This is a genomic window from Paenibacillus sp. 01L418 (genome assembly GCF_056400045.1).
Genome location: NZ_JBFTSN010000020.1, coordinates 17629 through 43161, shown reverse-complemented (window position 1 = coordinate 43161; position 25533 = coordinate 17629). Strand labels below are relative to the sequence as shown.

Annotated in this window: 19 protein-coding genes and 1 pseudogene; 18 read left to right on the top strand and 2 right to left on the bottom strand. The window is 46.0% G+C overall.

Annotation, left to right across the window (positions count from 1 at the left end; all coding sequences use genetic code 11):
- Positions 1–23 precede the first annotated feature (23 nt).
- From AC1DSE_RS04910 to AC1DSE_RS04875, 8 genes are all read left to right on the top strand, one after another.
- Entirely contained in the window at positions 24–3461 is a 3438-nt protein-coding gene (locus AC1DSE_RS04910) for an S-layer homology domain-containing protein (RefSeq protein ID WP_477527453.1), read from the top strand.
- A 174-nt stretch (positions 3462–3635) separates the two neighbouring features.
- Entirely contained in the window at positions 3636–4751 is a 1116-nt protein-coding gene (locus tag AC1DSE_RS04905) for a CobW family GTP-binding protein (protein ID WP_477512081.1), read from the top strand.
- 133 nt (positions 4752–4884) lie between these two features.
- A complete protein-coding gene (locus AC1DSE_RS04900; protein WP_477512082.1) occupies positions 4885–5415 on the top strand; it encodes a hypothetical protein in 531 nt (176 codons plus the stop codon).
- Positions 5416–5722: 307 nt separating this feature from the next.
- The gene (locus AC1DSE_RS04895; protein WP_477527452.1) at positions 5723–8212 is read left to right on the top strand and encodes an EAL domain-containing protein; all 2490 of its coding nucleotides are present in this window, start codon (positions 5723–5725) and stop codon (positions 8210–8212) included.
- A gap of 199 nt (positions 8213–8411) precedes the next feature.
- Positions 8412–8939: a sigma-70 family RNA polymerase sigma factor gene (locus tag AC1DSE_RS04890; protein ID WP_477512084.1), complete on the top strand. Its 528-nt coding sequence runs from the start codon at positions 8412–8414 to the stop codon at positions 8937–8939.
- A 65-nt stretch (positions 8940–9004) separates the two neighbouring features.
- On the top strand, positions 9005–10180 hold the full coding sequence (locus tag AC1DSE_RS04885; RefSeq protein WP_477512085.1) for a hypothetical protein: 1176 nt from the start codon (positions 9005–9007) through the stop codon (positions 10178–10180).
- The gene (locus AC1DSE_RS04880; protein WP_477512086.1) at positions 10177–11130 is read left to right on the top strand and encodes an ABC transporter ATP-binding protein; all 954 of its coding nucleotides are present in this window, start codon (positions 10177–10179) and stop codon (positions 11128–11130) included. Before AC1DSE_RS04885 ends, AC1DSE_RS04880 begins: the two co-directional genes overlap by 4 nt.
- The gene (locus AC1DSE_RS04875; protein ID WP_477512087.1) at positions 11127–11996 is read left to right on the top strand and encodes an ABC transporter permease subunit; all 870 of its coding nucleotides are present in this window, start codon (positions 11127–11129) and stop codon (positions 11994–11996) included. Before AC1DSE_RS04880 ends, AC1DSE_RS04875 begins: the two co-directional genes overlap by 4 nt.
- 95 nt (positions 11997–12091) lie before the next feature.
- On the opposite strand, the pseudogene AC1DSE_RS04870 reads toward AC1DSE_RS04875, so the two are convergent.
- Positions 12092–12436: pseudogene (locus tag AC1DSE_RS04870) on the bottom strand (GNAT family N-acetyltransferase); the annotation flags it as partial.
- Positions 12437–12589: 153 nt separating this feature from the next.
- Here AC1DSE_RS04870 and AC1DSE_RS04865 point away from each other — a divergent pair.
- Both AC1DSE_RS04865 and AC1DSE_RS04860 read left to right on the top strand, forming a co-directional pair.
- Positions 12590–13627, top strand: coding sequence for a LacI family DNA-binding transcriptional regulator (locus tag AC1DSE_RS04865; protein ID WP_430057338.1), 1038 nt, complete (start codon positions 12590–12592; stop codon positions 13625–13627).
- Positions 13628–13663: 36 nt separating this feature from the next.
- On the top strand, positions 13664–15856 hold the full coding sequence (locus tag AC1DSE_RS04860; protein WP_477512088.1) for an alpha-galactosidase: 2193 nt from the start codon (positions 13664–13666) through the stop codon (positions 15854–15856).
- Positions 15857–16025: 169 nt separating this feature from the next.
- Here the strand turns inward: AC1DSE_RS04860 and AC1DSE_RS04855 are convergent, their stop codons facing one another.
- The gene (locus AC1DSE_RS04855; RefSeq protein ID WP_441877044.1) at positions 16026–16322 is read right to left on the bottom strand and encodes a hypothetical protein; all 297 of its coding nucleotides are present in this window, start codon (positions 16320–16322) and stop codon (positions 16026–16028) included.
- 348 nt (positions 16323–16670) lie between these two features.
- On the opposite strand from AC1DSE_RS04855, the gene AC1DSE_RS04850 reads away from it, so the two are divergent.
- The 8 genes from AC1DSE_RS04850 (at position 16671) to AC1DSE_RS04815 (ending at position 25491) form a co-directional block, all read left to right on the top strand.
- Entirely contained in the window at positions 16671–17480 is an 810-nt protein-coding gene (locus AC1DSE_RS04850; protein ID WP_441877041.1) for a MerR family transcriptional regulator, read from the top strand.
- Complete coding sequence (locus AC1DSE_RS04845) at positions 17470–19239, top strand: ABC transporter ATP-binding protein (protein WP_477512089.1); 1770 nt, start codon at positions 17470–17472, stop codon at positions 19237–19239. The genes AC1DSE_RS04850 and AC1DSE_RS04845 overlap by 11 nt, the downstream gene beginning before the upstream one ends.
- 139 nt (positions 19240–19378) lie before the next feature.
- Complete coding sequence (locus tag AC1DSE_RS04840) at positions 19379–20230, top strand: SDR family oxidoreductase (RefSeq protein ID WP_477512090.1); 852 nt, start codon at positions 19379–19381, stop codon at positions 20228–20230.
- Positions 20231–20376: 146 nt separating this feature from the next.
- Complete coding sequence (locus AC1DSE_RS04835; RefSeq protein WP_179089872.1) at positions 20377–21216, top strand: STM4015 family protein; 840 nt, start codon at positions 20377–20379, stop codon at positions 21214–21216.
- Complete coding sequence (locus tag AC1DSE_RS04830; RefSeq protein WP_477512091.1) at positions 21189–22442, top strand: STM4014 family protein; 1254 nt, start codon at positions 21189–21191, stop codon at positions 22440–22442. Before AC1DSE_RS04835 ends, AC1DSE_RS04830 begins: the two co-directional genes overlap by 28 nt.
- A 6-nt stretch (positions 22443–22448) precedes the next feature.
- A complete protein-coding gene (locus AC1DSE_RS04825; protein WP_477512092.1) occupies positions 22449–23234 on the top strand; it encodes an STM4013/SEN3800 family hydrolase in 786 nt (261 codons plus the stop codon).
- A gap of 74 nt (positions 23235–23308) precedes the next feature.
- Positions 23309–24607 carry an STM4012 family radical SAM protein gene (locus AC1DSE_RS04820; RefSeq protein ID WP_477527454.1) on the top strand — a complete coding sequence of 433 codons (1299 nt, stop codon included), beginning with the start codon at positions 23309–23311 and terminating at the stop codon, positions 24605–24607.
- Positions 24604–25491: an STM4011 family radical SAM protein gene (locus AC1DSE_RS04815; protein WP_477512093.1), complete on the top strand. Its 888-nt coding sequence runs from the start codon at positions 24604–24606 to the stop codon at positions 25489–25491. The genes AC1DSE_RS04820 and AC1DSE_RS04815 overlap by 4 nt, the downstream gene beginning before the upstream one ends.
- The last annotated feature ends 42 nt before the right edge of the window (positions 25492–25533 follow it).

The following is a 25533-nucleotide window of genomic DNA, read 5'->3' as shown; positions in this document are numbered from 1 at the left end:
TTTTAAGGGGCTCTTCATCAGCAGTGTCGAACAGTTATGTTACAGGCGACGTTAGAGGGACGAATTATACAGGCGGTCTAGTAGGGTATAAAGAAGAAGCAAAGATCATAAATAGCTATACGATAACCAATGTTTCAGGCACTTCTCAATTAGGCGGTTTAGTTGGGCTTGAATATAGAGGTGCGATTACAAATAGTTTTGCTGCAGGTTTCGTCGCAACTGCCAATTTTAGTGGCGGGCTAGTGGGCGGTACTTATGGAGGTGCAGACGCTAGCGTAGACGTGGATAGCTTTTATGACAAAGAGGTTTCAAAACAATATGATAATTCAGGGAAAGGAATGCCTAAGTCAACTGCTGAGATGAAAACAAAATCCACATTTACGAATTGGGACTTTGGCTCAGATTGGTTTATAAAAGAGGGGAACTATCCTCAACTGCAAGTTTTCTTGGCAGAAACTCCTACAGCGGRTGTAGAAGAAGGGGCAATTGATTGGAAGACAGAGGTGGAGCTTAGCAGTGGGACAATAGGCGCATCCATTTATTATACGACGAACGGCGATGTGCCGACGCTGAGCAGTACACGATACAGCTCACCTATTGTAGTGACGGAAGATATGACGATTAAGGCCATTGCAGTTAAAGGTATGACCTATAATGAAGTTATGATTCAGAGCTACACGATAATAGGAGCAGCAGAAGCACCAACAACGGGAAAATTATCACCAGGAACAAACGTTGACACCACACGTTTGGATGGAGTTACCGATGAAATGGAGCTCAAACTAAATAATGGGCTTTATATGGCGATTGCAGCGGGTTCTGCTTCTATTGACAACCTAAGCGTACAAGTAGGAGATGTGCTATCTCTCCGTACAAAAGCAACATCGGGTAAACCAGCATCTTCTGCACAAGTATTGACGGTAGGTCTTGCGGACATTAAGCCAAGAAGCACGGTGTCCACGCTGACCTCGACAATAGGAACAGTAAGCATCGGCGGAACAGTAAATGAAAAGATAACGAACATTCCATATGGAACAACGTTAGCCGAATTTAAGGAAGCAATTACACCAGCAGCCGATGCGACGTTTGAAGTCTATGAGGCGAATGGAATAAACCAAGCGAACGCGTTAGCGACAGGCAACAAAGTCATCGTAACAGCGCAAGATAGAACAACGATGACCACCTACACTGTAACGGTGCAAGCAGGAGCACCAACAGGGAATTTGTCACAAGGAACAAACGCAGAAACGACGCGTTTGAATGGTGTAACAGATAAGATGGAGTACAAACGCAATAGCGAGAATTACGTTGCGGTTGCAACGGGTACAACTTCTGTTGATAACATAGGCGTACAAGCAGGAGACACGATCTCCGTTCGTACAGCAGCAACATCAGAAAACCTTGCATCTGTTGAACAAGTGTTGACGGTTAGTTCAGCGGACATTAAGCCAAAAAGCACGGTCTCCACGTTGACCTCGACACTGGGAGATGTAAGCACTGGCGGAACAGCAGATGAAACGATAACGAATATTCCATACGGAACAACGTTAGATGAGTTTATTGATGCGATCACTCCAGCAGAGCATGCCACGTTTGTTGTCTATGAGGCGGACGGAATAAAAGAAGCTGATACATTGGTATCGGGCAACAAGGTCATTGTTACAGCGCAGGATACAACAACGAAGACCACATACATCGTAACAATGCAAGCAGCGCCGCCAGCAGGACATTTGTCACCAGGATCAAACGTTGGAACAACGCGTTTGAATGGGGTAACAGATAAGATGGAGTACAAATACAATAGCGGGTATAATATTGAATTTGTAACGGCAACTAATTTTGCAGCGATTGCAACGGGCCAGACTTCTGTAGACAACATTAATGTACAAGCAGGAGACACGATCTCCGTTCGTACAGCAGCAACATCAGAAAATCCTGCATCTGCTGTACAAGTATTGACGGTAGGCATAGCGGACATTAAGCCAAAAAGCACGGTGTCAACGTTGTCCTCGACAATAGGAACCGTAAGCACTGGCGGTACAACTGATGAAACGATAACGAATATTCCATATGGAACAACGTTAGCCGAATTTAAGGCAGCGATCACGCCAGCAGCGTATGCGACATTTGAAGTCTATGAGGCGGACGGCGAGAATGAGGCAGAAACTTTAGAGACAGGCAATAAGGTCGTCGTTACAGCGCAAGATACAACAAGCTATACCGTATATACCGTAACGATACAAGYTGCACCGCCAACGGGGAATTTATCGCCAGGAACAAACGCTGGCACCACGCGTTTAAATGCCGTTACGGATGTTATGGAGTACAAACACAATAATGGGAATTATGTTGCGGTAGTAGCTGCAGCTGCTTTTGTTGATAATATTAGCGTACAAGCAGGAGACACGATCTCCGTTCGTACAGCAGCAACATCAGAAAATCCTGCATCTGCTGTACAAGTATTGACGGTAGGCATAGCGGACATTAAGCCAAAAAGTACGGTGTCAACGTTGTCCTCGACAATAGGAACCGTAAGCACTAGCGGTACAACTGATGAAACGATAACGAATATTCCATATGGAACAACGTTAGCCGMTTTAAAGGCAGCGATCACGCCAGCAGCCGATGCGACATTTGCGGTCTATGAGGCGGATGGAATAAACCCAGCTAAGACATTGGCTACAGGCAACAAGGTCATCGTTACAGCGCAGGATTCAACAACAAAGACCACTTATACTGTAACTGTGAATGCAGCGCCAGTTGTACCAACACCGACGCCAACAGCGCCAACAGGACCGAGTGTACCGACAGTTCCTACACCGACACCGATATCACCAACACCAACGCCTGTTGTCAACAAACCTGTTTACAACGACAAAGTGGATAAAGCATTTGTAGCTGAAATGAAAGCAAAGGCTGAAGCAGCAGCTCCAACAACCTTTAAAGATGTAAAATCAACTTCTTGGAGTTTTGCTGACATTGATTTCGCTGCACGGGCAGGGATTGTAAAAGGGTATGCAGGCGATAAATTCCGTGGTGAAGCGAAAGTAACACGCGGTGAGTTTGCTCAAATGCTCGTAAATGCACTTGGATTCACATCTAACGCAGCGCAAGAGCTGACGGATGCTAAGGGTCACTTTGCGGAGAAAGCAATTAGGGCCTTAATGGAAAATGGCATTATGACAGGATATGCAGATGGCAGCTTCGAACCCAATCGTGAAATTACAAGAGCTGAAATTGCAGCACTATTAGCAAGGCTGCTGGATATTTCTCTTTTGAGCACAGAAGCGAAATTCCAGGATATCACTGCGAATTGGGCAGAAGATCAAATCAACGCACTAGCTAACGCGGGGATCATTAACGGTAAGAGTGGACAAAAATTCGAGCCTAAAGCCAATGCTACTAGAGAAGAAGCCGTTGTGTTGATCGTTCGTCTTTTGAAAATGGTACCTACTAATTAAGCGGGTATAGTGAGTTTAATAGTAAACAAACGGAACGCAGCTCTATAACGAGCTGCGTTTTTCTTTTTGCTAAATCGCAGTCCTGTTTACGAAAAGATGAATGAACGTAACAATTACGATATAATAGAAATATTCAAATGCGTTTAAAATTTGTTACATACAGGAGAACTTACAATGACTAATAGAGAAAAACACATACCGGTTCATTTGCTGTCTGGTTTTCTTGGAAGCGGGAAGACGACGCTGCTGAGAAGATTGTTGGATTATTACACCGCGCAGGGATTGAAGCCGGCGGTCATTATGAACGAGCTGGGCGATATTAACCTTGATGGTCAGCTTGTAGGGGATGAAGTGCCTATGGCTGAGATGCTAAGCGGCTGTATCTGCTGCACGATGCGGGGCGATTTGGGGATGGAGATCAGCATGCTCATTGACGAGCATAAACCTGACGTCATTTTTATTGAATCGACTGGTGCTGCCAATCCGATGGAGACGTTGGATGGGATAACCGAGGCAGCGATGTATAAGGAAATCGATCTACGCAGTGTGATCACGATTGTTGATGGTCCTGAGTTGCTCGCGCGGAGCCGCGACGGGAAGGGTCGCACGTTCAAGCTGATGCTGGAGCAAATAAAATGTGCTACGATTTTGCTGTTGAATAAGGCGGACAAGCTTGAGCCGGATCAGCTTGTTGAAGCGCAGCAGCAGCTGCGGGAATTAAATGCCCATGCTCAAATTATAGCAACCGTGCGCTGCGCAATTGACGATTGGAGCTGGCTTGAAACAGCTGAAAATACGGATCGCCATGCACCTGTGCATGCTGGTGATGAAGCTTTAGACATACAAGAGCGCGCATCAGCCGCGCATGTTCATAGCTATGACAGCCAAGTATGCTCAGTAGCTGGATGTACCCATGACCACGGCGATGACGTTCACTCCCATGATGATGACCTTAGCAGCCACAACCACAGCAGCCATCATCATTCGCATGACCATGTTATGGTTGTGACGCATTATTGGCGCGGCCCGGTGAGCAGTGAAGCCTTTGAATCTCTGCTGCAAAAGCTTCCAGCTAACATTTACCGCGCAAAAGGGATTGTGACGTTTACGGATGCGCCTAGCCGGTTCCTGTTCCAATATGCATATAAGGAATCTGATTTTATGAGAATCGAGCCGCAAGGACATGTAAACGATGTTGCGGTATTTATCGGAGAGCATTTTTCCAAAGAATGGCTGCAAAATGAGCTGGAGCTACTTGAGCAGCATTTGAACATAGAGACGCAGGGGTAATGAACTTGCTGTAGGGATATGTCGAAAATTGCCATTAACATGTCTATTCCTGTGATCGCTTGGGCAAAATAATGCTGACGAGGCATGACCATCGTCTCTGCATCACGAATGTAATAGAAAGGTGTGGCAACAAATGATTAGAAAATGGTTTATTCCTATGGTAGCGCTGCTTGTACTGTTTTCAGTCGCTCCCGTATGGGCAGCGAAGTCGGTTACTGCTTTGCCTGATGCTTCACTAGTGGTTCTTCACCCTAAAGAGTCTGATATAGACAAAGAGCATAAGCATTTCAAAGGCAAAATGACCCGCAAAGATTTTGAGGCTTACCGGCTGGAGAAGCTGAAGGAAATAGCGACCTATTTTGGTATTCAAGCCGATGGCAAGTCAGTGGACCAGCTGAAGAAGGAAGTAGAGGCTGCGAAGCTTGCCAATAAAGATAAATGGGAAGCATTTAAAGCAGAGCATCAAGCGAAGCGGCTGGAGCATTTGCGTGAGATTGCGAAGGAACATGGCATTAAAACAGAAGGCAAGACGTCGGAGCAGCTGCGCGAAGAGCTATATAAGCTGCATGGCGGAAAAGGCAAACGTCCCCATCGCTTAGAGGATCATGACCGCAGCAACGAGGATAATGATGTTAAAGAGAAGAACAAACAAAATCAAGTGTAAGTGAACGATTCCATCGCCTCCCCTGTCATAGACAGAGGGGGCTTTTCTTCGTGTGGATATAATGGATTTAAATGAAAAGTGTTGGACTTTTTTACTAGATATCATACAAACACGAATAGATGCGATAGACCCTTGTCGTTTCAAAAAATAAAGAAATAAAGTGGTTTTTTGTCGAATTATATAGTGTTATTATCCTATTTTTATCATTGTGTTTGGGTCAAAATGTCAAGTATACTAGAACCGTATCATAATTTGACATATTACGTCGTTTTCTGCTTTCTCCGACAACAAGGGGCTGATAGATCGGATGAGAAAGATTAGGCTAAGCATCGCTCAAAAATTAATATTTTCCATAGGCCTGCTAGTTATTCTTTCATTTGGTCTATTGGTAACCGCTCACCTCATCAAGCTTTATCATTCCAACCTGCGCGAAAGCGAGCTTCTTGCACAGACGGAATCCATGGCCTACATAAATCCTTTCACTAAAACGATGGATCAAACGATGATGATGCTGGAAACGCTTGAAGTAACCATGACTCAAATGGGCAAAAACCAGATGCAAAATCGTGAATACATAGTCGAGCTGCTTAAGCAAATGCTTATCAAGCATCCTGATCTATTAAGCGTTTATACGTTGTGGGAGCCTAATGCCTATGACGGGAAAGATGCATTTTACAAAAATAAAAACAGCTATGACGATGCTACGGGGCGCTTCATTCCTTATGTCGTTCGCGAGGATCAGTCCATTCAACTGCTGGCCATTGCAAATTACGAGGATAAGGAGAAAGGCAGCTTCTATCAAACGCCTAAACTTACGAAATCTTTTTCACTCATAGAGCCATATGCCTATGATGTTGATGGCAAATCAATAATGATGATATCGCTTGTGCTGCCTCTATTGAATGAGCAAAATGAGTTTTTAGGTATAGTAGGAGCAGATATTTCACTTGAATCGATGCAGAAACAGATCGAAGCTTTCCGGCCGCTAGGAGGATACTCCACGATTATTACGTCGGATAATCAATATTTGGCTAACGGCAAGTACCCTGAGCTTGTGAACACATCGTATCGGTTATGGTCAAATAAGGATGAACTTGAGGCGATGAAAGGGACGGATTCAAGAATTGCCTATACACGAGACTCGCAGGACAAAGAGACTGTGCTGCGTTTGCTTCATCCGATTCTTGTTCACAATGTATTATGGCATATCGAAACAATCATCCCCAAAAAGAACATGCTTTCTAATTACTACAAAAGCCTTTGGGAATCGATACTCATCACAGGTATTGCTTTATTTTTGATGGCGATTGCCATGGTGTCGCTTGTAAGGAAAATCATTTTAGTTAATATTTATAAAGTTGTACAAGCCACCTCGGCTGTCGCAATTGGAGGCGAAGAACAGCAGTTAACCATTCATACGAATGATGAGTTTGAATACATGGCTAATCATTTTAATCATATGCTTATCCACCGCAAGGAAGCGGAGAAATTAATTGAATACCAATCGACACATGATCTAATGACGGGACTTCCTAATCGCTATGCTTATCATCGCTATATGGAAGGGAAATTAGCGGAGCAGGACAAGAAACAAGGCCATATCGCTTTGCTTTTCATAGACCTTGATCGGTTCAAAATGATAAATGATATGCTCGATCATACGATGAGTGACCAATTGCTCCAGAAAATGGCGCATCGAATTATAATTACCGTCGGCAGCTCGGGGAAAGTATTCCGCTTCGGGGGGGACGAGTATATCGTGCTGCTAGAGCAAGTTACTTTTCTCCATGCGGCGATGCATAAAGCAGAAGAAATTTTATCAGCTATTTCCCAGCCCATTGGGCTTGAGGATCGGATGTTTTATATTACAGCAAGCATTGGAATGAGCATTCATCATGAATGGACGCCTGCGACTGCAGACCAGCTGGTGAAGGAAGCGGATATTGCGATGTATGTGGCGAAGAAAGAGCGAAATACATGCAAACTATATTCTCCTACGATTAATGATGTAACGAAGAAGGAGCTTATTCTTGAGAGCAGCATGTCCAAAGCGCTGGAGCTGGGCCAATTTATGCTTTATTACCAGCCCAAGGTTGATTTAGCTACTGGCTCTATATATGGGGCGGAAGCATTAATTAGATGGAATCACCCGGAGCTTGGTATGGTGTCACCGCTTGATTTCATCCCGATTGCGGAGAAAACCGGCTTTATTATTTCGCTTGGTGAATGGGTGCTGTTTACAGCTTGCCAGCAAATTAAAGAATGGGAGCGCATGGGGCTGCAGCAGATCTCAATCAGTGTAAATATGTCGATGATCCAATTCCAGCAGAAACAAATCGTCCATACGATTGAAAGAATCATTTCGGATGCAGGGATTCGGCCTCATCAAATTGAGCTGGAAATTACAGAGTCGATTTTTATGGATAATGCGGCTCACACGCTTAACATACTGCATGAGCTTCAGCAGCTCGGCGTTAAGCTGTCGCTTGATGATTTTGGCACGGGTTATTCGTCGCTCAGCTATTTGCAAAATATTCCTCTGCACACGTTAAAGATCGATAAATCTTTTATAAGCGGCATCGTAGACGATTATAAGAAACAAATGATTTTTAAATCGGTCGTCGTCATCGCTCACAATTTAAATTTAAAGGTTGTGACCGAGGGAGTAGAGACAGAGGAAGAGCTGCGGATTATTAACGACCACCACTGCGATGCTGCTCAAGGATATATTTATAGCCCTCCTGTTGCGGCACCGAGATTTGTACAGCTGTATATGGAACATAATAAGGAAGCCTGATGGACATTCCGTCTCCCGTCAAACGTGGAGGCGGTTTTTTATTAGACCAGTTTTATTTTCGTATAATTGTTACGTCTTGGGCTTGTCGATAAATATGACATTCGTTTGGTAAAATATTGTTGAGCGATAGGTGTTACAAAATGATCGAAGGCATCGTCTTCTTTATAGCTTGAGCAAAAAACGTAAGGAGGTAAACGGAATGGAACATTCGGCGCCGGATTTGTTTCGTCAACAGTTTAATGCACATTATCCTACGGTTAGACGAAAGCTTGTCGCACTTATACGCGATGAAGCAGCTGCGGAGGATCTTGCCCAGGAAACATTTCTAAGGCTTTACCGGAATCCACCGGATCAGCCTGAAGCAATAGGAGGCTGGCTTCATCGTGTATTAACGAGGCTGGCTTATGATTATATGGATAAAAAAGCACGAGAGCGTGCTCTAACACAAAAGCAGGAACAAAGCATACTCGCACAGCCGCAAGCGGTTCAGTCGAATGAACAGCAGTTGATTGATAAGGACGAGCAGGAACGGGTTAGAGGCTGGTTAGATACGCTGCCCGAACGGGACAAAAAAATGCTTCTGCTCCGATATGAAGGATACAGCTATGCGGAAATCGCAGAGCAGCTCCAGCTGCGGCAGCCGCAGGTCGGGACGATGCTGCGCAGAGCCGGGGCTAGGCTGAAGCGCCATGCGCATAAGGCAGAAGGAGCTTTGTCTCATGAATGATGTGCGATGGCCAGCGCCTGCTGCACTTAGCATGAAAGGTCAAAACCTTTTAGGAGGAATTCAAGATGACAAAAAATGATGAAATAAACAAAAAAGAAGCAGAGCAAATGTCGGCTGCATGGGCGCGTCTAGAGAAACAGCTTCAAGCCTCAGAGCAATCGCCGCTTTGGGAGAAATGGGAAGAACAAGGCAAGCACGCTGATGAGCTCAATAAGGAGTCAACAGCTGCAGCTAGCGCTGCGCAAACAAAAGCTGCTACCGTTCAAACGTATCCTGAACAAATGCAAGCAAATGTGGTTCCGTTAGGACGAGCTCGTACTTCATCCAGTCCAGCTGCTAATAAACCGAATAAAAGTGGGGCGGCAGGCCGCTGGTTCAAAAAGAACGTTGGCAAAACAATAGCAGCATGCGCAGCAGCTATCATTACGGTAGTTATTGCGACGCCCTCAACAAATGAATCATTGGCGGCATGGCTTAATACGTTCCGAATGGATAACGTAATGATTGTGCAGCAAAATGATTTGGAGTCGCTCATGAACAGCTTCATGAAGGATGGCGAAACGCGTGAAACCGTTAACCGTTTCGGCACCTTCGAGCAGACGACTGTCGGAAGCTGGTCAAAGATGAGCGTAGAACAAGCTTCTAAGGAGCTGGGCTTTGCTGTTCCAACATTGACGGTTCCAGGGATTCAGTTAGGTGCCATATCATCGATGTCAGCGCAGACGATTGCCTTCCGCCTAAATGTGGATGAAATCAATAGTGCAATGCGTAAGCTGGGCGCGGATAAGCTGCTGCCGAAATCAGTAGACGGCAAAGCAATTGAATTTAACACAGGCCAAGGTGTAACGATCACGTATGAACCTAAGGAAGGAAGTACTTCTAAGCAAAGCCTATGGGTTGAATATATTAAGCAGCCTAGCATCAAAATTGATCCTTCAGTGGATGCAAAGGATGCCTATGAGGCTATCATTCGCTTCCCAGCGCTTCCTGATCATTTGCGCAAATCGCTTATGCAAGCATCAAACATGGAAAATGGAGAAATTCCATTTCCGCTCATTACAAATGAAAAGCCGGAGAAAATCGTTATTGAAGGGGTTGATGTATATTTGAATCAATCCGCTGACCATAGTTATGCAAATGCGATGTGGCTTAAAGATGGCGTTGTAGCAAGCGCACACTTTAACGATTTTGAGGACAAACAAAAAGTACAGTCTCTTATTGCGGAGCTGATTCATCCATGAGTGCTGTTGCTATTGAAACCATCGGATTATGCAAGGATTACGGTGAAGGACGCGGCTGCCACGATGTTACACTGACGATTAGAGAAGGGGAAGCCTTTGGCTTCCTCGGTCCTAATGGAGCGGGAAAAAGCACGATAGTGAAAATGCTCACAGGCCTTATTAAACCAACCTCAGGTAAAGCTCAAATCTTCGGACAGCCTTCAGGATCAATCGAGGCTAGACGGAGATTTGGCTATTTGCCTGAGTTGTTTCGTTATCCGGATTGGTTGACGGGCGAAGAGGTTTTGGCTTTTCATGCAAAGTTGTGTGAGCTGGACCGCTCTATGGCCAAACGACGCATTCATCAGCTTCTGGACGATGTGGGCATTGGCAGCCGGGGAAGCGACAGGCTCAAAGGGTATTCGAAGGGGATGCAGCAGCGGCTTGGACTCGCATGCGCTTTACTCACAAATCCGGATATCGTTTTTCTTGATGAGCCGGCTTCGGCGCTTGATCCCGTTGGCAGGCATGAGGTGCGAGATTTGCTTGCTAGGCTGAGAAGCCAAGGGAAAACGATCTTTCTTAATTCGCATTTGCTTGAGGATGTGGAACAGTTATGCGATAAGGTCGCTCTACTGAATAACGGAAAAGTGCTGGCGGAAGGAAAGGTATCCGATGTGCTGAGCTCGCAGTCGATCTGGCGTTTGCGTGTCAGCGGTTATACCCCTTTAGCAGCTGAACGTATTCAGCAGCTGTTAGGCGCGAATGTGATCGTGTCGAACGCTGAGCATGATGATGCATCTGTATGGCTTGAGATTGAACTGGAAAATGACGAGCAAATAGGATTGGTCAATTACATTCTTATTGAGCTGGGATTGACGCTGTATGAGGTTGGGAAATTGCAATCACGGCTCGATGAGTGGTTTATGCAGGCCGTAACGGGTCTTGAGCATAGGGGGGAGCGCAGATGATCGCGGTTTGGGGCCTAACTTGGAAGGAGCTCGTTCGTAAAAGAGTGACGCTTATGACGATCATCATGACGGTTCTCTTCTGGATTGCTTACTGGTTTATTGCTGATGCTATCGCCGGTGGCGAGGTGAATGTTGCGACTTCTATGAACTTATTCGAAAATTTTGCCCGCAGTGCAATGATTATGACATTAGGTTTCTTCTTTGGCGCTTTTGCCGTTGCCTTCCTTTCTATATTCAGCTCCGTTGCGGCTGTGACAGGGGAAGCAGAGCAAGGCGTTCTTCAATCCGTACTCGCAAGGCCCATTGCGCGCTGGAAGTGGTTTTTGGGCAGATGGCTCGGCTTTGTCAGTTATGTTGCGTTATATGCATTCCTGTTATTCAGCTCAATTATTCTTATCAGCTGGGCAGAAACTGGCGTCTTATTCAGCATGATGGTGTACTTCAAATCACTTTTGTTTTTTATGTCTGTTATTCCGCTATTAGTATCCTTAACGATGCTTGGCTCCTGTTATTTAAGTCCTTTAGGAAACGGCATTTGGATGACGATGCTCTTCGGTATGGGCTGGCTTGGCAGTACGATTGGCCGGTTTATGAGCACAGGTAGGATTCAAATGAAAGGGATGCAAACACTTGAGACTATAACAGGCTTAATTAAGCTGGCTATGCCGGCGGATACTTTGCAGCAGCGCATGCTAAACGAATTATTTTCAATCTCTGAGCTTAGAGGTTTATATAACATTAACGCAGAGCTAAGTATTTTCTCTATTAACGGGGCGGCATCAAATTCCTTTTTAATTTATTGCGGTATTTACACGGCTGCTCTGCTCGGCATAGGTATACTAATTATGAGGCGAAAAGATTTTTAAGCGGGGCTGCCCCTTTTTGGAGGAGGCAGTCGACTGCTTTTTTTTATGTCTTTATGGAAGATTGGATGCCATTAAAGGGAGGAACATCAGTAAGATTAAGTGTGGAAGCCTGCATAAATAGTATGATTTTTGTTGAAAATAAAAGCTTCTCTTTCTTTGGAAAATCCAATTTTCTCGGCAACACGAATGGACGCTAAATTATTGGGGTCTATAATACTGATTAATTTTTGCAAGCCTAAGTGATGAAAACCATATTGCTTGCAAGCCATGGCTGCTTCAGAGGCGAATCCTTTGGACCAATATTTTTTATTTATATGGTAGCCGATTTCCACCTCAATTGTTCCATCGATCGTTTGTTTAACAAGGCCACAATCACCGATTAGTTCATCCGTTGCCTTTAAGCAGACTCCCCATAAACCAAATCCATCGTTTTTGTATCTAGTTATTCATAAATTCACCGATAATGCTTCTTCTTCATTAGGTATGAAAAGTGATTTCAATAAAAATGCAATAGGGTGCTTGTGGACTTTGCGAGCGTCTGCTAAACTAAAGTTGTTATTCAGTAAATTTATTAACTAAATTCGGAGTGTGGCATGGCAACGATAAAAGATATTGCGCAGGAGGCAGGCGTTTCAGCTGCTACCGTATCCAGGGTTTTGAACAATGATGTCACCTTGGCAGTAAGTGAGGAAACGCGTACACGAATATTCAGCATTGCCGAGCAGCTGCAATATAAGCCGTCCAGGCTGCGAAGAATGAAGAAGGAAGAGCAGCTCTCGCGTCAGCAAATCGGTTTGCTCATGTGGTCGACACTGGAAGATGAGCATGATGATCCTTATTTCTCCTCCATTCGCAAAGGCATTGAAACGCGCTGCGAGGAGCTTGGAATCAACATTGTGAAAGTGCTTCGCGGCAACAGTCGAGTGGAGATGCAGTCGTTCAACGAGCTGGATGGTGTGATTGTTGTAGGCTCCATTCATGATGAGGATGTTAATCAGTTGTATAGCAACGGAAATCGGCTTGTATTTGTAAACCATTCAGGCGAGCTGTATGAGTATGACACCGTAAAGCTGCATTTTGAGCAAGCAACCCGAGCAGTAATCAAACATCTTAGAGAACTAGGACACCAAAAAATAGGCTACATCGGCGGGAATGATTATATCCATCGTCTGAATCGTCAATTTGAGAGTACAGAGACGGATGAGCTTCGCCGTGTTTTTTTCGAGAAGGAGATGCGTGAGCGCGGTCTTTATGATGAAAACTTCGTCATTAAGGCATATTGGTCTTCAAACAGCGGATATGAGGCGATGAATCAGATGCTTCAGCAAAGCTCGCGGCCAACCGCTTGTTTTATTGGAAGTGATCCCATGGCTGTAGGTGCTTTGCGCGCGCTGCATGAGCATGGTCTTCGGGTTCCTGAGGATATGGCGATTGTAGGTTTTGATGACATTGAAATCTCTGCATTTTTGAATCCGCCGCTAACGACGGTTCGCGCGCATACTGAGCATATGGGCAGAACGGCGGTACAACTGCTGCTTGAGCGGATCGAAGGCCGTGAGGCAGCTGTTCATATGACCGTTAATACGACACTCATCGTGCGGGAAAGCTGCGGCAGCTCTGTGAAATCGTAAGTATTCATTTATATAAACTTTTAGGAGGTTATTATTTTGTCTATTCAATATGATCAACAGCTCTCGGTATTCCACCTGCAAGCGAAGGATACAAGCTATGTTATCCATATTACGAAATCAGGTTATCCTGCACATGTCTATTGGGGCAAAAAAATTCGCGGCGTGCAGCTGGAGCGTTTATTTGAGCTTAAGGAGCGGGCTTCATTCACGCCTAGCACAGAGCTGGACCAATTGGAACTGTCGCTGGATACGCTTCCGCATGAGTATCCTGCATACGGCAACTCTGATTTCCGCATGCCTGCATTCCAGGTCAAGCTTCCAAATGGAACAACAGTAACGGATCTGCGCTTTGATTCGCACCGCATTGTGGATGGAAAGCCGGCGCTTGCTGGATTGCCTGCAACGTATATTGAGAACGACTCCGAAGCGCAAACGCTTGAGATCACGCTGAAAGATGATCTGACAGGCTTGTCCGTCATTTTGTCTTATACCGTATTTGAAAACTACGATGCGATTGCCCGTTCAGCTAGAATCGTCAACAACGGTACTGATACTTTGGATTTACAGCGCGCGTTCAGCATGAGCTTGGACTTTGCGCATGACAACTTTGAGATGCTGCAGCTCTCTGGTGCTTGGATTCGTGAGCGCCATATTCATAAGCGCAAGCTTGAGCCAGGTTTGCAATCGATCGAGAGCCGCAGAGGTTCAAGCAGCCATATGCAAAATCCGTTTGTCGCTTTGCTCTCTGAGGGTTCTACCGAGGATCACGGTGATGTATACGGTGTAAACCTTGTGTACAGCGGTAATTTTACGGCTGGCGTCGAGGTGGATCAATTCCATGCAGCTAGGTTATTCATTGGCATTAACCCATTCGACTTTAATTGGCGATTGGAGCCGGGCGAGGAGTTCCAAACGCCAGAGGCGGTAATGGTTCACTCTGAGCATGGCCTCGGCGGCATGTCACGCAGCTTCCATGATTTGTACCGTGCTCGCTTAATTCGCGGCACGTTCCGTGATCAAACACGTCCGATACTCGTCAACAACTGGGAAGCGACGTATTTTAACTTTAATGCGGACAAAATCGAAGATATTGCGCGTGCCGGCAAGGAGCTTGGCATCGAGCTGTTCGTACTGGATGATGGTTGGTTCGGCAAACGCGACAACGACACAACTTCGCTCGGGGATTGGTTTGTTGACCCGAAAAAGCTGCCAAACGGTTTAGAGGATTTGGTTAGCCGCGTGAAGCGTCTAGATATGCAATTCGGCCTATGGTTCGAGCCGGAAATGATTTCGCCTGAGAGCGAGCTGTACAAAGCTCATCCAGATTGGTGCTTGCATATCGACGGCCGCAGACGGACACAAGCGAGAAATCAACTCATTTTAGATTTGTCACGCGCGGACGTTCAACAATATATCGTTAAGTCGATATCGGATATTCTTTCAAGTGCGCCGATTACGTACGTGAAATGGGATATGAATCGCAATATGACAGAGATCGGTTCAGCACTTCTGCCTGCCAAGCGTCAACGCGAGACTGCTCATCGCTATATGCTGGGTCTCTATTCCGTGCTTGAGCAAATCACGTCTGCTTTCCCTGATGTATTGTTCGAGAGCTGCTCTGGCGGCGGCGGCCGCTTCGATGCGGGCATGCTGTATTACATGCCGCAAACATGGACAAGCGACAATTCGGATGCGGTATCTCGCTTGAAAATTCAATACGGAACAAGCATCGTTTATCCGGTTAGCGCGATGGGTGCTCACGTATCAGCCGTGCCTAACCATCAAGTGAACCGGATAACCTCCCTAGAAACTAGAGGAAATGTTGCGCTATCTGGAAACTTTGGTTATGAGCTTGATCTGACTCAATTTACGGAGGAAGAGAAGACGACCGTTAAGGAACAGGTTGCTCTTTATAAGGATGTAAGGCATCTTGTGCAATTCGGAGATTTCTATCGTCTGCTTAGTCCGTTCGAAGGCAATGAAACGGCGTGGATGTTCGTTTCCAAGGATAAAAAGGAAGCATTTGTAGTGTTCGTTACTGTTCTGCAAGAGCCAAATTTGAAGCTTAATCGCTTCTGCCTCAAAGGCCTTGATCCGAACCGCGATTACAAGCTGCTTGGTGAAGAAACGGTATATGGCGGCGATCAGCTGCTTTATGCTGGACTTGCAACTCCGCAATTTTATGGCGATTATGCAAGCAAGGTGTACCGCTTCCTCGCCGTGGAGTAAACGATCTACAATAAAGGGGTTATCTCAAAAGTGGATTTAATTACTTTTGAGGTAACCCCTGTTTTGTTTTAGCTTAGGTGTGAATAAAAAAATAGCGATGCAGGGGTCGTCCCTGTACCGCTATTTATTCCTTTTTCAAAAACTTTCACTTCTATTATGTACTATTGTACTAGCCGCTCATAGAAGATGAAGCTGCTGCAGCAATAAAAATAACGAAAATGATGATGTAAATAACGAGAATGATTGCTGCCCAAATTAAAGATGCTTTAAAATAGTTTTTCTTCGTTGGGTTGCCTTCACCAAACGCCCATACAAACATCATAATAACATTAACGATCGGAATGATTAAAATGAGTGTAGTGAGCATCCACTCTTTAATTGTAATGACAGGCGACATTTCCTGATTTTGTTGATGCCCGTATCCTGGTACACCGGGATTTACGGGGGGCTGCTGATAGTTATCCATTCTTTCTCTCCTCTGAGTTCATAGTGCTGTAACAATTTGGTCACAAATTGATTATATATAAATTCCCATAATTTACAACCCTTGAATTGAAGAAAATTGTTTTTTATTTATAAAATTTAGGGCTTGTATTCAATTATAGCGACAAAATAATAGATTAATTGAGAGAAAATAAATGATATTATCGATTATCAATTTGTGTTTTTACGGGCGGAAAGGATAGGATAAACCCCTTTTAAGCAGACATAAAGTAGACAATATTTCCAAAAAATTATAAATTTCATCCTGTAAGCCACTTGCCCTTGACGTTACGTCAAGGGTTATACTCTGTTCAAGAGGGGGAATGAACAGATGAATAATAGTTCTTCTTATGCGATTGGAGCATTCGCGAAGCTGACAAAAGTTACTGAGCGAACGCTCCGTTATTACGATCGACAGGGACTGCTTAAGCCGTCCAGCCGAAACGCGCATGGGCATCGCTTTTATACGGATCAAGATTTAATTCAACTGCAAAAGATTTTAACGTTAAAATATTTRGATTTCTCATTAGAGGACATTTCTGCTTATTTGCAGCGTCCGGAGGAGGACTTGCAGCACTCATTAGCTTCGCAATATGAGATGCTTAAGAAAAAGCAGGCGCATTTGGAACGTGTAATAGACACCATTGGACGGATGCAGAAAATTTTGGAGGGAGCGGGCAAGGTCGACAGCAATTCATTGCTCGTGTTTATTCAACATATTCAGCATGAGCAGCAGCAGAAGGAATGGCTGTCAACGCAAATGCCGCCTTCTTTAGTAGATGCGATATTTATGGAGGGGATAGACTCGGAAATCAGATCGGCATTTGAAAGTAAAATAACGGTGTTCGCCATGGAGCTAAAGGAACTTTACAAGCAAGGAAAACAGCCTCTGGACGAAGAGGTGCTTGCTTGCGGACTGAGTCTTGTTGCGCTCTTAGAGGAGCTGCTGTCACCTGTCTTAGAGAGATTTAGTGAAGAGGAGCTTGCGCAATTAGAGGTGCTGAACGATCCAGCTCATTCCTTTGATCCTATTTTATTCCCAAATTTGTTTACGAAGGATGAAGAAGCCTTCTTAGCCGTTACTTTCGATCATCTTGAGGCATTGAAAATGTTGAAAGCAGGGATAACCGATGAAAAATAATGTTGAAGCAGATATGCCGAAGGCAACCATTGGCGTTTCACAATTTTTCAAGCTGATCGCAAAGCATAGACCCGCTAAGTTTTTAATTATCGTTGCCGTTGTACTAGGACTCGGAGAGACGCTGCTCTCGCTGCTCATTCCTTTATTGACGAAAAATTTAGTCGAGGAGTTATCGCAATCGACCATCCAAACGATGACGTTTGTTGTGCTTGGAGCAGTGTTTCTAGTCCAGACCATTATGTCAGGTTTCTCGGTCTATACGATGTCCTATGTAGGTCAGTATGTTATTGCAGGCTTGCGACGTGAAGTATGGAACCGAGTGATAAAGCTGCCAGTACCGTTTTTTGATCGCAACAATTCCGGCGAGACGATGAGCCGTGTTACGAATGATACAAATGTGATCAAAGATTTTATCATCGGCCATGTAATATCGTTTTTTGGAGGAATTGTATCTATTATAGGCGGCGTCATTCTCCTGCTGCTGATTGATTGGAAGCTCACGCTGCTTATGCTGATTGCCGTTCCGGTAGCACTTCTTGTTCTATGGCCGCTAGGCACCAAAATGTTCACAGTATCCAAATCCATGCAGGATGAAACTGCATTATTTCAAGGCGATCTTGGCCGTGTGCTCTCCGATATTCGGCTTGTGAAGGCATCGCTTGCTGAGCCGGTAGAAAATCGTCAAGGCGACAAGCGAATCTCGCATTTGTTTACATTTGGCTTGCAGGAAGCCCGAATCATGTCAATCGTAACCCCTTTAATGATGACGGTGATGCTGCTCATACTTGTTATATTAATCGGTTATGGCGGTGTAAGGGTCGCACAGGGCACTTTAACGGGCGGAGAGCTGGTTGCTGTCATTTTGTATATGTTCCAAATTGTTATGCCGTTTACGCAGATGGCTTCGTTCTTCACGCAATTCCAGAAGGCGATGGGTGCTTCAGAACGTATTTTGGAGCTGCTAAATGAGAAGGAGGAGCAGTCCAGCCATGAGATTGCGGCAGCAGTCCTTCACGAGAAAGACCATCATTCCTTTATTAAATTTGAACAGGTAAGCTTCGGATATTCGGAGGATCGGCCGCTGCTTCATTCGCTCTCGTTTCAAGTGGAGCAGGGACAAGTAACGGCGTTTGTAGGCCCGAGCGGCACAGGCAAGACAACGCTGTTCTCGCTGCTGGAACGGTTCTATAATCCAACCGAGGGCGCCATAACGTATGGCGGGGAACAGATCGCGTCCATGGCGCTGGAAGATTGGCGAAAGCGGATTGCTTATGTTTCACAAGATAGCCCGATGATGCAAGGCTCGATTCGTCACAATCTTACTTATGGGCTGGAGGATGTGAGCGAGGCGAAAATCAGGGAAGCTGTCGATCAAGCGAATTTGACAACTTTTATCGATTCGCTTCCTGAAGGTTATGACACGGAGGTTGGAGAAAGAGGCGTTAAGCTTTCGGGAGGCCAGCGTCAACGGCTGGCGATTGCCCGGGCTATTTTGCGAAATCCTGATATACTGCTGCTGGATGAAGCGACGGCTCACCTCGACAGCGATTCGGAAATGCAAGTACAAGAAGCGCTTCAGGGTCTTATGACGGCAAGAACGACATTAGTCATTGCCCATCGACTTTCAACGATTCGTGGAGCCGACCAAATCATTGTGCTTGAGAAAGGTGAAATTTCGGGTCAGGGTACCCATGCAGAGCTGCTCGAGAACCATGAATTATATGCTAAGCTCGTACAGCAGCAGTTTAGTATTGAGTAGTTAGGTAAGTCGCGACAATAAAGCATGCTGTAGCGTTAATGCAGTTCCAACGGGTATCCAAGCCATTTTTGTCCAAATAAGCTATACTCAATACAACAGGTTATTGTATACCATTCCTAGGAATTGAGGTGGCTTAAGGATGGCTAATGTAGCAGAAGTAACCAATCGACCTATTGCATTGATTACGGGAGCATCCAGTGGGTTTGGGCTTTTGACTTCGATTCGCTTAGCGCAAGAAGGCTACTTTGTAATCGCAACAATGAGGGACATCGGGAAAAAGGAAGACGTGCTTGCAAAAGCAAATGAGAACGGCGTACTAGATCATATTGCAATAATGAGGCTTGATATTACCGATTCTGGCAACATAGTGGAAGTCATCGGGCAGGTAATGGAGCGCTGGGGCAGAATCGATGTGCTCGTAAATAATGCGGGTTATGCCGTAATGGGCGTCGTTGAGGAAATACCGATGGTGGATTGGCGTGCTCAATTCGATACGAATTTCTTTGGTACCGTTGCTGTTACGAAAGCGGTTCTGCCCCATATGCGAGTCCGCAGCCAAGGCAAAATTATTAATATTAGCAGCGGAGCAGGCATTCTTGGTTTTTCCAACACGGGTGCGTATTCGGCCTCGAAATTTGCATTAGAGGGCTTTAGTGAAGCGCTGCGTCTAGAGCTGCTGCCATTTTCCATCCCGGTCGTACTCGTAGAACCCGGTACTTACGATACTGGCATTGCAGCAAAGCATGTGTTTCGTGCGGAACAAAACTCCCCTTACAGCAAAATGATTGAGCGCTTTAATCAATTCAATAAAAAGTCGGAGAAAAATGCGCCTAATCCGATTCAGGTTGCGAACACGATCGTGAAAATTTGCCAATCCCTCCGTCCGAAGCTTCGTTATGTGTGCGGAAATGATGCGAAGATGATTTTTGTTATGAAAAAGCTGTTCCCTTGGCGACTCATCGAATTTGTACTTCGCAAAGCACTGCACTAAATTCAAATAGCTGAGAGCGCTGTTTTCTGCGCTGCTCGGCTTTATTTTTATGAAGCCAAGACAGATAAGACCCTGAGACCATTGACGCATCGAAAAAGTCCATGTTACTCTAACTTCACATGGAAACTATTGGAGGGATCATCTTGATTGAAATTCGCTTATCGGTAGGTTATGACGAGTATGAAGAAGGCGTAAGGATGTCTGAACTGATTGAGAAATTGGCATCTAGCGCAGATGGCGAGAAGCTGTCTATACTAACGATTGGCGATTGGGGTCAGGCGTATGAGAATTCTCCGGACAGCTTCTTGGAATCATTGATCAGCCACAAAGATTCTTTTCCCAATTTAACGAAATTATTTATTGGAGATATGGGTTTTGAGGAATGTGAGGTTTCCTGGATTAATCAGACGAACCTTTCACCGCTGCTTGCGGCATTCCCGAATTTGCAGTCATTGTCGATCAAGGGCAGCCAAGAGTTAAGCTTGCAGCCTCTTGTACACGAGAAGCTGCAAGAGCTCGTTATTATTTGCGGAGGGCTTCCGAAGTCTGTACTAGAGGAAATAACGAGTGCAAAGCTGCCTGAGCTGAAGAAGCTTGAGCTTTATCTGGGCGTAGATGATTACGGTTTTGACGGCGGAATAGAGGATGTCATGCCGCTGTTGCAAGGTGATCTGTTTCCAAAGCTTACATACTTAGGCTTGAAGGATAGTGAAATTCAGGACGAAATCGCAATTGCGATCGCGGATGCGCCGATTTTGGACCAGTTGGAAATACTTGATCTCTCTTACGGCACGTTATCCGATGAAGGCGGCAAGGCACTGCTTGCAAGCGAGCGTGTGAAGAAGCTGAAGCATCTTAACCTGAGCTACCACTATATGTCGGATGAGCTGCTGCTTCGCTGGAAGCAAGCAGGCCTGTCAGTAGATGTGACGGACCAGCAGGAAACGGATGAAGATGATTGGCGTTATCCGTTCCTTACCGAATAATGGATCATTTTAAAAACGACGGCGCTGCCGAAGCTCCTTATTTGCTCATCGGAAATCCGTCAAACAAACGAACATTCGGCTTGCAGGCAGCAAGAAGGAAGCAGGGGCTCGCTCCTGCTGTTGTGCTCTCCTATGAGCAGCTGCTTAAGCGAACCGTGTTTATTCAAGATATTTTGCGAGAATATGCAGGAGCGGATAAGGTCATTATTCGGCTTGATGCGCCAGGTGAGGATCAAGCCGTTGAACGACAGTTGATCGCATGGGGTGCGGCTGACCGAAGTGGCGATGACTTATTCTGGTCAGCGGGCTCTCTGCCGCACAATATTTCGATATCCGCGGAGGAAGCGCAGCAGCTGCCGCTGGAGCAAGGACGAATCTATTATCCAGCACAGTGGTACCGCGGGTACTGCCGATTTCTTGCTGCTATGCATACAGAGGTTAAAGCATCAGGCGTTTCCGCAAGCTGGGTAAACTCGCCGGGAAGCGTAGCTAATATGTTCGACAAAAGAAGCTGCTGGCAGCTGCTCACACGCCATGGACTCATCATGCCGGCTCTTCCAGCTCCTACAGGAAGCATAAAAAATTACGATGAGCTGCAAGCGGCGATTGCTGTAAGCGGCATGAGGCGTCTGTTTATTAAGCTTGCTTGCGGATCGGGCGCTTCTGGTGTTATTGCCTATCAAATCAATCCTCGTACAGGCGATGAACTTGCTATCACGACCATCGGCATAGAAGAACGGGCCCGCGGCATTTGCTATTTCAACGAAGGCAAGCTGCGGCGTTACCGGGAACGCTCCGACATTCGGCGAATGGTCGATTGGGTATGCCGGGAAGGTGCACATATTGAACGATGGATTGAGAAGGAAAACTTCGAGAGCAAGTCGTTTGATGTACGGCAGCTTGTTGTGGATGGTAAGGCTTGTCATACGGTACTCCGTTTAAGCAGCACGCCAATTACGAATCTTCATCTGCGCAACGAACGGAGGATGGATGTCGATCAGCTGCTATCTGCAGAAGTAAAGGCAGCAGTGCAGAGGACAGCTGAATCCGCGCTCCGAGCTTTTCCCGGCTGTTCTGCGGCAGGCGTTGATGTGCTCGTTCAAAGAGGAAGCGGCATGACCTATCCGATAGACATCAATCCTTTTGGTGATTTGCTGTACGGCGCCGAGTATGAGGGAATGAACACCTATGAATGGCAAATGCAGCAGCTGCTTAGAGGGGAATAGATACGAATGCTAGATATGAACCAAATTGTAGGTTCTCACGATATACTCATGATTACGCTTGATACGCTGCGTTATGACGTTGCGAAGCTTGAGGAAAAGAATTGCCCGAACCTTTGCGGAAGTGGAGGCTGGGAGAAGAGGCATTCGCCGGGCAGCTTTACTTATGCTGCCCATCATGCTTTTTTTGGCGGATTTTTGCCTACTCCTGCAAATACGGACAAAGCTTCTCATATTAGATTGTTTCATACAAAAAATACGGGGCTTAAGACGCACCCTCATACATGGTTATTTGACGCTCCGGATCTTGTATCCGGCTTGCAGGAGGCGGGCTACCGAACAATCTGCATCGGAGGCGTCATTTTTTTTACGAAAAAGAATAAGCTAGCCAAGGTTCTGCCTAGTTATTTTCAAGAAAGCTATTGGCGGATGACATTCGGGGTAACGAATCCGCGTTCGACGGAGCATCAAGTGAATCACGCGCTTAAGCTGCTGGAGAAAGCGGACCCTGCTGAGAAGCTGTTTCTGTTCATGAATATATCTGCCATGCATGGACCTAATCATTATTTTGTAGATGGCGCCAAACGGGATTCCGTGGAAACACAGCGTGCCGCGCTTCGTTATGTTGATAGTCAGCTTGCCCCATTGTTTGAAGCCATGCGGCGCAGAGGAAAAACATTATGTCTCGCGTTTTCCGATCATGGGACAGCTTATGGCGAGGACGGCTATGAAGGGCATCGGCTCGCCCATGAGGTTGTCTGGAATGTGCCGTATCGCGAATTTATTTTGGAATAAGGAGGAGAAGCAGCTTGCAAAAATCATCTTCGCTACCATCTTTTCCGGAGCTTAAGGAGCAGGAGCAGCGCTGGATGGCGGCTCCTTACCGTTCCTATTTGTATTCCTATCCCCATAAGACAGCTTACCGAGATTTGCATCCCGCGCAGTCGCTGAAGGAGATGTGGGAGCGGGATCAAACCGATTATTATTTTTTGTATATGCATATACCTTTTTGTGGTGCTCGCTGCGGCTTCTGCAATTTGTTCACGTTGCCGGATCGTCGTTTAGACGTACATGAGCAGTATATTGATGCCATGCAGCGGCAGGCGGAGCAGTGGGCGCCTTGGTTTAAAGGCAAAACATTTTCGCGATTTGCGATTGGCGGAGGGACGCCAACCTTGCTTGCGGCTCCCCAGTTGAACCGTCTATTCGATATAGCAGAGAATACAATGGGCCTTGATCCGATGAAAGCATCGATATCGGTAGAGACGTCGCCGGAAACGGTAACGGCTGACCGCATGCGCGTTCTTAAAGATCGGCATGTTGATCGGATCAGCATGGGTGTTCAAAGCTTCGTTGAAGAGGAAGCAGCAGCTATCTATCGTCCGCAGAAGCCGCGGCTTGCGGAAGAGGCGCTGGAGACGTTGATGTCCTATTCGTTTCCACTCGTGAATGTCGATCTTATTTACGGATTGCCTAAGCAAACCGTTGAAACATGGATTTATTCACTGGAGAAGGCGATCAGCTATGCGCCTGGTGAAATCTTTATTTATCCGCTATATACACGTGAGAACACCATTATTAAGCCAGAACAGATGYGCAGCGCAGGAGAGGATATTCGACTGGAGCTGTACCATATTGCACGGCAGCGTCTGGAAGCGGCAGGCTATAAGCAGTTTTCGATGAGGCGTTTCGCTCGAGATACATCGTTTGATCATAAAACCGTGCTGCCCTTCAGCTGTCAGGAGGAAGGCATGGCAGGGCTTGGCTGCGGAGCACGTTCTTACACCCGCGATGTACATTATGCATCGCGTTATGGCGTGAGCGCAGCGGCAACGCGCAGCATTATTGAACAATATGTTGCTGCAGAGCGTTATGATACGGCCGATTACGGCTTTATTCTGAATGAAGCGGAGCAGAAGCGCAGGTTTATATTGAAAGCTTTACTGCACCGCGAGGGGCTAATCTTACACACGTATGAGGAGCGATTCAAGAGTAATGCGCTAGCCGATCATCCTGATTTGCAGACACTGATCCATTTGGAGCTGGCGGAGCTTCAGGAGGGTACTCTTCGCCTGACGACACAAGGCATGGCTTATTCGGATGCGATTGGCGACGAGTTTATTTCGGGCGATGTAAGAGAGCTTATGAACGGGTACGTCATCCGATGAAGGCGGTGCTCTATTACCGCGGCGCGTTGTCATCATGCAATTATGACTGTCCTTATTGCCCATTCAGCAAAACAAAGGACAGCAAAGAGACGCTTGCGAAGGATAAGCAGCAGCTTCATGCCTTTATGGACTGGGTTCGGGAGCAAGGCGGCTCTGGACATCAGCTCTCGATTTTTTTCAATCCTTATGGCGAAGCGCTCGTACATCGTTGGTATCGTGAGGCGATGATCGAGCTGTCCCATATGCCGCATATCGAGAAGGTAGCTGTCCAGACCAATTTATCCGTCAAGCTTGATTGGACGAACGACATCGACCGGAGCAAGGCAGCCTTTTGGGTTACCTATCATCCTGGACAAACGAGCCATGCTGCTTTCCTAAGCCAGTGTATGAAGCTGTATGAGCAGGGAATTCCTTTTAGTGTCGGGTCTGTTGGGATACGCTCGGCTTTCGGCGCGATTAAGCAGCTGCGGCAGCTGCTGCCAGAGGATGTGTACCTGTGGGTCAACGCCTTCAAGGATCAGAAAAATTATTATTCAGAGAATGATATTGTTTATTTAACCGAAATTGATCCGCATTTCCAGCTGAACGTTCCCGATTACGATAGTTTAGGCAAACCATGCGGCGCGGGCTCACATGTGTTTTATGTGCAGGGGGCTGGCATTGTCAAACACTGCTATAGCGATCGCAAGGTTATCGGCCATCTCTATCGTGACGGACTTGAGGGTCTAGCATCTGAGCGTCCTTGCACGATGAAGAAATGCGGGTGCTACATTGGCTATATTCATATGCCAGAACTGAAGCTTGGCGAGGTTTACGGTGATCGTCTGCTAGAACGTATTCCGTCAGGTTATACGCAGCAGCTTGCTTCAAATTCATCGAAATAGGGTAAAGTAAATCATGGCTTGAATCATGAGAGGAGTGTGCAA